We start from the raw sequence: 9383 nt of genomic DNA on the forward strand, positions 1-9383 counted from the left end.
ATCAGTCCCTCGCCAACGCTTCGATCGGGTCCAGCCTGGCCGCATTGCGGGCTGGCACGAAGCCGAAGAGCACGCCGATCAAGGTCGAGCAGGCAAAGGCCGTGACGACCGATCCCATCGAAAAGACCATTTCCCACTGTTTCACGAACAGCGTGAACAGATACCCGATGCCATAGGACAAGGCGATTCCCACGATCCCGCCGATCAGGCAGACCATCACCGCTTCCACCAGAAACTGCTGGCGGATATCCGACTGACGTGCACCGACCGCCATGCGAATACCGATCTCTCGGGTTCGTTCGGTGACGGACACCAGCATGATGTTCATCACACCGATACCGCCGACCACCAGCGAGATCACGGCAATCAACGACAGGAGCAGCGTCAGTGAGCGGCTGGTTTTCTGCACCGTCTGCATGACGCTGTCGAGGTTGTTGGTGAAGAAGTCCTTGGTGCCGTGCCGCTGCAGCATGAGCGCCTTGATCTGCTCTTCCACCTGCTTGCTCGGCATGCCGTCCTTGATGCGCACGCTGATGCTGTCCAGATGACGCTGGCCCAGCACGCGCCCGGCCGCCGTCTCGTAAGGCACCCAGATATTGAGCGTGTTGCCGGCAATGAACAGGTTCTTGTGATCACTGGTAACGCCGATCACCGTACACGGCAGGTTGCCGATCAGGATCACCTGCCCCAACGGATTCACGCCCGGCCCGAACAGACGCTGGGCGGTATTGTGGTCGAGCACCACCACCTGAGCCTGACGCCGGGCATCCTGCTCGCTGAACGTGATGCCAGCCGCCAGTTGAATGTTGCGCACCTGGAAGTAACGGCTGCTGACGCCGTTGAGCTGGGCATCGACGTCGATGTTGCGATAGCGCACCAGCATGCTGCGACCGACCACCGGCGTCGCGCTGTCGATGTAATACAACTGGTTGAGTGCCGTCACATCGGCCGGTAACAGTGTCTCGATGGATTTGGCCCGGCTGTCACCGAAGTTGCTGCCAGCATAGATATCGATGGTGTTGCTGCCGATGGCCTGGATGTCCTTGAGCACGTAGCGCTTGGCCCCCTCACCAATGGCCGAGATGGAGACCACCGAGGTGATGCCGATGATGATGCCGAGCATGGTCAGCAAGGTGCGCATGCGGTGCGATATCAGGGCGATCCAGGCCATGTTGAAGGCTTCACGGAACAGGCCGAGACTGGCCACCAGACGTCGCGGTGCCGCGTGTGGCTGCATCTCGGGTGCAGGTGCGGCCTGTACCGTTTGGGCCGTGCGGCGATCACTGATGATCTCGCCGTCGCTGACCTCGATGATCCGCTCGGCGTTGGCCGCGACCTTGGGGTCGTGGGTCACCAGAATCACCGTATGCCCCAGGGCATGCAGCTCCAGCAGGATATTCATCACTTCCTTGCCACTGGCGGTATCGAGTGCACCGGTGGGTTCGTCGGCCAGAATCACCTGACCGCCGTTCATCAAGGCCCGGGCGATACTCACCCGCTGCTGCTGACCACCGGACATCTGGCTTGGCCTGTGCTCCAGATGCCCCGCCAGGCCAAGGCGAGTCAGCAGCTCTTCGGCACGCTGATGACGCTGTGACTGTGAGGTACCGGCATAGACGGCCGGAATCTCGACATTGCGAACGGCATCCAGGTGCGGCAACAAGTGGTAACGCTGGAAGATGAAGCCGAAATGATCACGACGCAGCGCCGCCAGCGCCTCGTCATCAAGATCACGGGTTTCCTGGCCGTTGACCTTGTAGCTGCCGCCGCTGGCATGGTCCAGGCAGCCCAGGATGTTCATCAGGGTCGACTTGCCCGACCCCGATGCACCAATGATCGCCACCAGTTCACCGGCATGAATCGCCAGATCGATGTGCTTGAGCGCCAGAAACTCGCGGTCACCGGCCATGAAGCTGCGGCTCACGCCTTCCAGGTGCAGGATCGGGCTGCTGGTGTCGAACGTCGTCTCGTGGAGCGCTGCAACCTCTACCTTCTGGTTCATGCTCATGACCCCGCCACGGTCGCTGACGGATCGGCGATCACGACCTGATCACCCTCGGCAAGCCCGTCCTTTATCTCCACCTGAACGTTATTGTTGATGCCGGTCTGGACCTTGCGCTCCTGGGCGAAGCCGTTCTTGTCCAGAACCCGCACGGTATAGGCCCCGTTGGCATCACGCGTCCCGAGTGCCGCCACCGGCATGCTCAGCGCGCCCTTGGCCGTGTCCAGAACAATCCGCACCTGGGCGGTCATGGAGATGCGCAGGCGATGGTCAGGATTCGGCACCTCGAACAGCGCGTTGTAAAAGACTGCAGAGTTCTGCTTGCTGGAAGAACTGCTGCTTTCGGTTTCCAGATAATCCTGCGGCGCAGGCTCGGTGCCGCGCAGCGTGGCGTAGTAGCGTTTGTCTTCGCCCAGAATGGTGAAGTAGACCTCCTGCCCCGTGCTGATATGGATGACATCGGCCTCTGAAACCTGAGCCTTGATGGTCATGGTGTCCAGATCCGCCAGTTTGAGCAGTACAGGAGCCAGTTGCTGGGCAATGACTGTCTGGCCTTCCTGGGTCACGATGCCGACGACATCGCCATCGATCGGCGCAACGATCCGGGTATAGCCCAGGTTGACCTTGGCAGTGTCGATCTGCACCTGTGCGCTCTTGATCTGGGCGTCCAGTGAACTGACGTTCGCCCGCTGCACTTCATAGTCGGATTCGGCATTCTCGAAGTCCTGACGAGAAATAGACTGATCAGTCTGTAATTCCTTGTAGCGGTCATAAAGTCGCTTGGCCTGCTTCATCTGGGCCTGCGCCGAGAGCCGGTCGGCCTGAAGCTTGTCTTCGTCCACTTCGGCCTGGCGCAAGGTGTTGCGCAGCACCAGAGGGTCGATCTCGGCCAGCCATTGACCCTTTTTGACCTTGTCGCCCAGCTTGACCTTGAGCGACTTCAATTGCCCCGACACCTGCGCCCCGACGTCCACCTGCTTGATGCCTTCCAGCACGCCGGTGGCCAGTACGGCATTCTCGATGTCACTCCGCTCGACCCTGGCGGTGATGTAAGTCGGCGGCTTGGCCGGTGCCTCGATGGCATACAGCACGGCACCCGCCAGCAACACCAGGGCAGTGCCCAATCCAACCTTACGCATTTTCGACTTGTTCATAGATGCCCACTGAATACTTGAAGATCACGCCCGCTCGGGGGCGATGACTGACGTTCCGGTTTCTGTGCGATGAAGCATCCCGCGGCGGGTATTCGCCGCAGGACGTTTCTTTCTTCACGGTTTCATGACAGTGCCTGCTCGACCTCCAGCGCCTGCCTGTCGTACCACCATGCCGCCAGGCTGTAGACGTCGGGTGCCTTGAGGATGCTGAAGTGGTTGCCAGGCCCGTCCCACAGCGCCAGTTGCGGCAACAGGTGCTGCCAGCCAACGGCCATGGCGGCCTGTTCGATCTGGTTCTCGAGCGGGCTCAGGCGGGTGTCCGTTACCCGTACCAGACTGGCCGGGCCGGTGTAGCCCTGGCCTGGCCGGTAAAGGGTGCGCAAGGCACTGGAGAACGTCCGGACGATCCCGTTCAGGGCCTGGGGCGCCAGGCGTGGCGGCAACAGACCGACACGCACCATGGCTTCCTGAAGCAGGCGCAGCTGGGTGCTGTCGTCAAGGCCGGCAAAGGCCTGGGGATCGAGATCCAGGCATTTGCCACTGGAGATCTGCAACGCTTCAATCAGCTCCTGCAAGGCCGCCGTGGTGGTGTACGACTTGCTGAACAGGCCCTCGCCACCGGGCGCTTCGCTGTCGATCAGAGTCAGTGACGCCACTTCACGGCCGCGCGCCTGGAGCCTGATGGCCATGGCATGGGCCGTCCAGCCGCCAAAGGAATGCCCGACCAGATGCAACGGACCTTGCGGGTAGAAATCCTCGATTTCCCGCACATAACAGTCCGCTGCGGTTTCCACACGACTGTGAGGCACCGTGCGACCGTCCAGGCCTCGTGGCTGCAGGCCATACACCGGCCAGTCCGGCCCGAGGGCCTCGACCAGACCGATGAAGCTGGTCACGCTGTCGCCAGCGCCTGGCACACAGAACAGCGGCGTCTGCCCACCCTGCCCGCTCTGGATGGCCAGCAACGCCTGATAGGACGGCGTCGGCAAGGCCTTGGCTGGCTCCGCCGCCAGCGCCTGACCCAGCGCCAGACCGAGCACCTGCACATGAGGGCTCTGCATCATGGTCTGGTGATCGCCCGGCACCGTGACGCTGTGCAACTGACCCGGCTGCAAGGCCTCGGCCCAGCCCAGTGTCGCACTGGCCCCGGCCGGAGCCATCGGGCGCTCTTCGGCACAGAACAGGTGCACCGGCAGGTTGAGCGGCTCCAGCCGGTAGTGGGCCAGAGCGTGACCATGGGCCACTTCACGGTCGAGGTAATGACGCAACTGCTCATCGCTGGCCTGCGCCAGTTCCGGATACAGCAGTTGCTCGTCGCGGCACAGAAGCAGCAGCGCTTCAAAGCCCGGCATGGCCGGTTGTTCCAGAATCGAAGCCAGACGCGCCAGCGGTGCAACACCGGCTTCGCCCTGGGCCTTCCAGTGCGCCGTGCAGTGCGACAGCAATTGCCGTTCGAGCAGGTTCGGCCCTTGCCAGCGGGTCTTGCCCTGATCGGTCAGGCGCGGCACATAGGTGTCGATCAGACCGAGGAAGGAAACCGCTTCGTCCATACCCAACAGCTGCGTCGCCACTTCATAGGCCAGCACCCCGCCGAACGACCAGCCGGCCAGGCGGTAAGGCCCATGAGGTTGAACCCCGCGGATCCGCTCGACCAGACGCGCCGCCAGGCACTCCATCGTGCGCAACTGCGGCTGGCCCAGACCGATGCCCGGCAACCCGTAAATCGGGAAGTCACCCTCCAGGTGTCGTCCCAGGGCCGGGAAGTAAGCATCCAGACCGGTGAAGTCATGGATCAGGAACAGTGGCGACTCATTGCCGTTTTCACGCACGGCAATCACGTCCTGCTCCTCGGCAACGCCTACAGGACGTTGATCGAGCAGGCCCGCCAGCGTAGCGACACTGGCATGCTGGAACAGTTCGGCCAGCGTCAATGGCACACCGGACTTCTGGATCAGGCTGACCAGACGTATCGCCGACAGCGAATGACCGCCCAGCTCGAAGAAGTTGTCATGTCGCCCGATACGCTCGACATCCAGCACTTCGGCCCAGAGCTCGGCCAGACGCTCTTCCAGCGGTGTCGCCGGAGCCTCGTAGGCGGCGGTCGCCATGGCATCCTGACTCGGCTCCGGCAGCGCTCTGCGGTCAACCTTGCCATTGGGGGTCAGCGGCAAGGCATCCAGACCGACATAGGCGGCAGGCACCATGTATTCCGGCAGACGCCCCAGCAGATGGGCACGCAAGGCCGGGCCATCCAGCGCAAGATCCCGGCGAGTGAAGTACGCCACCAGCCGCAGTTCACCCTGCTCCAGTTTGCGCGCCATGACCACCGCTTCATCGACACCCGGGCAGAGCGCCAACTGCTGCTCGATTTCGCCCAGCTCGATACGCATGCCGCGGATCTTCACCTGATCGTCGTTACGGCCCAGGTACTCCAGCGTGCCGTCGGCCAGCCAGCGAACCAGATCGCCAGTGCGGTACATCCGGGTACCCGGCTGCGGGTTGAACGGGTCGTCGAGGAAACGTTCGGCGGTCATCTCCGGACGGTTCAGATAGCCACGAGCCACGCCGTCGCCGCCGATGTACAACTCACCGGGCACGCCCAGCGGCACGGGTTGACCGCGTTCATCCAGGACATACAAACGGGCATTGCTCACCGGCTTGCCAATGTGCAGCACACCGCCGACGTCCATCGTTCCGGAACTGGCTACCACGGTGGCTTCCGTCGGCCCGTAGTTGTTGACCACGGCAAAGCCCGGATCGCGGTTGAAACTGCGCAACCGGTCACCGCCGATCAGCAAGGTGCGCAGCGTCGGATGACGCAGCTCGCGGCTGAAGGCGTATTCGGCCACCGGCGTCGGCAGGAACGCCACTTGCAGCGGCTGGGCCAGCCACCAGTCAAGCAAGGCATCCAGCTGTTCGTTCTCGATCCGGGACGGCGGAATGTGCAACACCGCACCGGCGCACAAGGCAGGCCAGACTTCCCAGGCCATGGCGTCGAAACCGAAGCCCGCGACACTGGCCGTGTGACTGCCAAGGCGCAGGTCGAACGCCTCGCAATGCCAGTCCACCAGATTGTTCAGGGTGCCGTGCTCCACCATCACGCCTTTCGGCTGACCGGTGGAACCGGAGGTGTAGATCACGTAGGCCAGATGGGCCGGGGTCAGCCCTGCCACCTGTGGATTGCCTTGTTGATCCGCCCAGTCCGGGGAGTCCAGGGCAATCACCGGCACGTCCAGCCGCGGTAGACCGGCCAGCAGCGCCTGCTGGGTCAGCACCGCCACCGGCGCACTGTCTTCCAGCAGGTAGACGATCCGTTCGTCCGGATGGGCCGGGTCCACCGGCACGTAACCCGCACCGGCCTTGAGCACCGCCAGCAGGCCGACCAGGGTATCCAGGCTGCGGCGAGCAACCACGGCCACGCGATCGTCCGGACACACGCCTTGGCCAATCAAGTGATGGGCCAGCGCGTTAGCCTTGCGGTTCAGCTCGCTGTAGCTCAGGCGCTGGTCGCCCACTTGCGCGGCGACGGCATCGGGCTGCGCCAGTGCCAATCGCTCGATACGCTGGTGGATCGTCAGTTCGCGCTCATGCTCGGCCTGATGGGCATTGAAGCCTTCCAGCAGCTCGACCCGCTCGGCAGCAGGCAGAATGCCCAGCGCTTCGACCGGTGTCTGAGGTGCCTGTTCCAGAGCGCTCATCAAGCCTTCCATGGCATGGATCAGGTACGCGCAAATGCGTCGTGCATCGACCCCGATTGAGGTCAGTGCGCTCAGCTCGAAGTCCTCGCCCAGGTCATCGACGCTCAGGGTCAGCGGGTAGTTGCTGCGCTCGTGCGCCTGCAACAACTCGATACCTTGCCAGGCCGCGCTGGCCGCTTCGTCGGGAGCCGATGGTGCAGAGCTGTGACGGTAGTTGAACAAGGCGCTGAACAACGGTGCTCCCGCAGGCAGGGCACTGCACCGCTGGGCCAGGGCCAGCGGTGCATGTTCGTGGGCGAACAGACCCGCAAGACGGCGATGGGTCTGCAGGACCGCCTCCTGCACCGGCTGGTCGCCCAGGTCGATCCGCAGCGGCAAGGTGTTGATGAACACACCCAGCGTCCGCTCCACACCTTCACCGCCCTGCAGGCGTCCGAGCAATACGGTACCGAACACCACCTTGTCGCGACCGGACAAGTGCCCCAATACCTGAGCCCAGGCCAGATGCATCAGGCTTGCGGCGCTGACACCCAACTGCCGTGACTGCTCGCGCACCCGACGCGACAGGTCCGCTTCCAGCCGCTGCCGAGCCTCGCCCGGAACATCCGCACCGGGCAACGTAGCCTGACCATACGGCAGGGTCGGCTCGTCCAGATCGCCCAGTTGCTCGCGGAAGAACACTTCATGGGCCTCATCGCTCGGCCCCAGCAAGGCCTGAGCGATGTAATTGCGGTACGGCACCGGTTCGGGCAACTGGTCTTCCAGACCGAGCAGTACGGCTTGCAGCTCGTGGCTCAACAGCTCCAGAGCCATGTGGTCCATGATCAAGTGATGGAACAGCAGCACCGCGACGATGCGCTGATTGTCCGGGTCATCGGCATGCACCAGGCGCAACAGCGGTGCCTGATCCAGCTTCAACGGCTCGGCATCGGTCAAGGCCGCCAAAGGCACTTCGACAACCGGCAGTACAGCCTGACGCCAGACCACCTGTACCGGTGTTTCCAGCCCTTCCCAGCACAGCGAGGTGCGCAATACATCGTTACGGGCGATGACCCGTTGCAAGGCATTGCAGAAGGCATCCAGACGGTCGCGGTCGGCAAAGGCAAAGCGCGCCTGCAGACGGTAAGGGTCATCTTCGACGGAAGACAGGTAGTGGTAGAAGATACCGGCCTGCAGCGGCCCCAGCGGATAAATGTCCTGCACGTTCGCGACACCGCCGGGGATACCGGCGACGATACGGTCGATACTGGTCTGGTCCAGCGCCACCAGCGGCAGCAGGTCCGGTGTGATGCGCGGGCAATCCGGCGTGATCCGGTTGGCCGGCACCTGAACGCCCTGACTGTTACCGATGCTGCTGGCCAGTGCTGCCAGGGTTGGCTGGGCAAACAGCACCCGGATATCGGCATCCATACCAAGACGCCGCATGCGCGCAACCAGATTGACGGCCAGCAGTGAGTGCCCGCCCAGCTCGAAGAAGTTGTCATGCCGCCCGACCCGCTCGACTTGCAGCAATTCGCTCCAGATCCCGGCCAGCGCCGTTTCCAGCTCGCCTTCCGGTGCCAGATACTCACCGGTGTGCAGCGCCTCACGGTCCGGCACCGGCAAGGCACGACGATCCACCTTGCCGTTGGCGGTCAAAGGCCAGGCGTCCAAACGCACAAAGGCGCTGGGCACCATATAGCCCGGCAACGTGGTCAACAGCGCGGCACGCAATTCGGTGACAGGAGTCGGCTCGACGTGGGAAGACTCGATGAAATAAGCCACCAGACGTGGCTGGCCCGGTTCGTCTTCCCGTGCCACGACCAGCGCCTCTTCGATACCCGGCAACTGCCCCAGCTGGCTTTCGATCTCGCCCAGCTCGATACGTACGCCCCGGATCTTCACCTGATCGTCGTTACGGCCCAGGTACTCCAGGGTCCCGTCGGCGTTCCAGCGAGCCAGGTCGCCGGTGCGGTACATCCGGGCTCCCGGTTTCGCGGTGAACGGGTCATCGAGGAAGCGCTCGGCGGTCATCTCCGGACGGTTCAGGTAGCCACGGGCCACGCTGTCGCCCCCGATGTACAGCTCGCCCGCCACCCCGAACGGCACCAGCTGCTGGTGCTCGTCCAGCAGATACACGCGGGTGTTGGCAATCGGTTTACCGATGTCCAGGCTGCCTTCCGGCAGCAAGCGGCCCGAAGTGGCCACCACCGTGGTTTCGGTCGGGCCGTAGTTGTTGATGACCGCAAAGCCCGGATCGCTATGGAACTGACGCAACCGGTCACCGCCGATCAGCAAGGTACGCAGCGTCGGGTGACGAAGTTCACGGCTGAAGGCGTACTCAGCCACCGGCGTGGACAGGAACGCCACCTGAAGCGGCTGGGCCAGCCACCAGTCGAGCAAGGCATCCAGTTGTTCGTTGCCGATCTCGGCCGGCGGCAGGTGCAGCGTGGCCCCGGCGCACAGGGTCGGCCAGATTTCCCAGGCCATGGCGTCGAAACCGAAACCGGCCACGCTGGAGGTGTGGCTGCCTGCGTTCAGCTCGAAGGC

General features: G+C 63.4%; 3 protein-coding genes. All 3 read right to left on the reverse strand.

Annotation, left to right across the window (positions count from 1 at the left end):
* Position 1 precedes the first annotated feature (1 nt).
* On the reverse strand, positions 2 to 2002 hold the full coding sequence (locus ACIPY9_RS08025) for a MacB family efflux pump subunit (protein ID WP_400699069.1): 2001 nt from the start codon (positions 2000 to 2002) through the stop codon (positions 2 to 4).
* Between the two features lie 2 nt (positions 2003 to 2004).
* Positions 2005 to 3156, reverse strand: coding sequence for a macrolide transporter subunit MacA (macA, locus tag ACIPY9_RS08030; RefSeq protein ID WP_400699072.1), 1152 nt, complete (start codon positions 3154 to 3156; stop codon positions 2005 to 2007).
* Between the two features lie 122 nt (positions 3157 to 3278).
* Positions 3279 to 9383, reverse strand: a 6105-nt coding sequence (locus ACIPY9_RS08035) for an amino acid adenylation domain-containing protein (protein ID WP_400699075.1), incomplete at its 5' end; no start/stop codon positions are given.

Source organism: Pseudomonas sp. NPDC089734 (assembly GCF_044748865.1).
Classification (GTDB): domain Bacteria; phylum Pseudomonadota; class Gammaproteobacteria; order Pseudomonadales; family Pseudomonadaceae; genus Aquipseudomonas.